The organism is Bacillus sp. AFS001701 (genome assembly GCF_002559405.1).
Classification (GTDB): Bacteria; Bacillota; Bacilli; order Bacillales; family Bacillaceae_G; genus Gottfriedia.
In genome coordinates this window covers 1-2,452 of the sequence record NZ_NTZO01000499.1, presented here as the reverse complement: position 1 = coordinate 2,452, position 2,452 = coordinate 1, and the positions used below count along the sequence as shown (strand labels likewise).

Sequence of the window (2,452 nt, the reverse complement as noted above, 5' to 3'; positions counted from 1 at the left end):
ATTAATAAGTATGTAATTTTTTAATTTTGGTAGAATGAAGGGATTATAATGGGAAAGAAAGTCTATTTTTTATATACAAAGGCGTTCTCGGATATAGGTAGTATGATGGAATTAGTAGTAATGAATGCAGTGATCTACTCGATGACGAAAAGTACATCATGGCTGGCTGCGGTTTTAGCCCTTCGAGTTTGTGGAGGGATTTTAACAAGTTTATTTTCAGGTGTATTTGCTGATCGATATAATCGAAGAAAGCTAATGATATTTAGCGATATTACTAGAGGAATAAGTATTCTTACCTTATGTATTTTCCCTTCACCTTTAATGTTTGCAATTGTAGCATTTATCATTGGTGCATTAGGAAGCTTTTTTTCAGTCAGCTTTAGTGCAGATTTACCTCAAATATTTGGTGAAGAAAATATTTTGAAAATAAATGCTTTTATTTCACGCCTTGCTGCAATTAGTATGGTTATTGGATTTTTAGGATCAGCATTTCTATCAACGGTTGTAGATTACCGTGTAATCATCGGAATAGATGCCCTTTCTTATTTCTTATCAGCATTTGTTCTAATGTTTTATAAATGGGAAAATACGGTTAAAAAAGGTGTAAACAATCAATGGAAACAATTAGTAAATGATTTGAAAGAAGTAAAAACTTATGTGCTAATCAAACCGCTATTAGTGTTTGTATTCATTGTATTTCTATTTCAAACATTCTCAGCAAGCTCCCATAATGTCGGAGTACCAATATTAGCAGAAAAAATTAGCACAGAACATGCAACATTTTACCAAGGACTTATTTGGGGAACTTGGGGTATTGGAGGAATCCTTTCGACTTGGTTAATTCCTAAGGTATCTTTGTTAAAAAAACATTATCTATTTATGTATTACGGAACTTCAGTTTTAACATCAATCGGCTTCATTTTATTTTTATCGAATCAAATTTTATGGATCGTATTTTTCTTCGCATTTTTTACAGGCTTTTTTGATAATGCAGCAGGTACTTATTTTTCAACAATGATTCAAAAAACCGATAATTCCATAAGAGGTAGAATCTTCGGAGTCGCAAATTTGTTAAATAGGGTTGGTTTTACGATCGGTTTTGTAGCGGCATCACCATTACTATCATTTTTATCAATGCCACATCTTGTTTGGTTGTTTCATGGTAGTCTAATCATGATGATTTTATGTGTAACCAGTTACCTACTAATTAAGAAAAAATTTGATTTTAACTATGATCAAATTCAACAAAATGAAAATGAACTCATCATTTCTAAATAAAAAAGGACGTGATTATATGGAAACAAATTTGAAGAGGAATATTGAGCTAGAAAAAATAAATTATTTTAGATGTAGCGAAGTAGACATTGAATTAACTTATCAAGCATTTACAATAGGTTTTTCAGATTATATCGTTAAATTCAATTATTCTAAGGAGCAGTTTGTAAATTTGTTTTTTGGTCCAGAAGGTAATAAACCTGAGCATTCCTTCGTAGCAATTTATGAAAATGAAGCGGTAGGTGTGATTTTAGGCGGTATTAAAATGTATGAATCGATTAAAACAATGCGATGTGGAACTTTGGCTATTAGTCCAGATTATAGGGGATTAGGTGTTAGCAAAAAATTATTTGAACTGCATAAAGAGGAAGCAGAGAAAAACGGGTGTAAACAACTATTCCTTGAAGTAATTGTTGGAAATGATCGAGCAATTAATTTTTATAAGAAAATTGGATATGAGAAGATTTATGACCTTACTTATTTTTCTAAATCAGATTTAACAAGTTTACACCAAATACAATTAGATTCTAGTACAGAAATAAATAAAGTTGATTTTAATCCTTTCAAAGAAACAATTATGAAATGGGACTATCATATAAACTGGCAAAATGACATTGATTATTTAGAAAAACTAACTAATTTTAATTATTTTCTAGTTAAAGTTAACGATGAAAATGTTGGTGCTTTAGCCGTTAATGAAAATGGTAGAATAAGTCTCCTAATAGTTGATAAAGTTTACCGAAATCGAAAAGTAGCAACTAGCTTATTGCAATCTGCGGCTAGTGAACTAAATTTAAACTCTTTCTCAACATCCATACCAAATAACAATAGCCTTGAAGGTTTCTTATATAAACTAGAATTTAAGAAAGAAAAAATAGCTCAATATGAAATGTACAAAATGATTTAGGATAAGTAGGAAAGAGAAACAGTACTCTTCTCTTAAGAATTTGTACTTTTGCCTATATACTTGACCTTGCTCCTAAATAAGCTAATCTCCGTACATTAGATAGTATGGAGGTGATTTATAATGTATGATTATCGTCAACAAATTGAGCAACCATATTATCCTTACTCCGGAGTACCGCAACAAGAAGATGAAAGATTTTTCCCATTTTTCTTTCCGTTTTTATTTGGTGCAGCGGCATTTGGCCCATGGGGCTGGGGAAGACCATGGGGT

The 2,452-nt window shown here is 31.2% G+C and carries 2 protein-coding genes; both read left to right on the top strand.

What is annotated here, in order from left to right; all coding sequences use genetic code 11:
- Positions 1–48: 48 nt before the first annotated feature.
- Positions 49–1,278, top strand: a complete 1,230-nt coding sequence (locus CN514_RS21680) for an MFS transporter (protein ID WP_098234356.1) — start codon at positions 49–51, stop codon at positions 1,276–1,278.
- 16 nt (positions 1,279–1,294) lie between these two features.
- Positions 1,295–2,182: a GNAT family N-acetyltransferase gene (locus CN514_RS21675; protein WP_098234357.1), complete on the top strand. Its 888-nt coding sequence runs from the start codon at positions 1,295–1,297 to the stop codon at positions 2,180–2,182.
- Positions 2,183–2,452 lie beyond the last annotated feature (270 nt).

Excerpts from the sequence above, each read along its gene's own strand:
- CN514_RS21680 (WP_098234356.1), top strand. The coding sequence starts at position 49 with ATGGGAAAGAAAGTCTATTTTTTATATACAAAGGCGTTCTCGGATATA.
- CN514_RS21675 (WP_098234357.1), top strand. The coding sequence starts at position 1,295 with ATGGAAACAAATTTGAAGAGGAATATTGAGCTAGAAAAAATAAATTAT.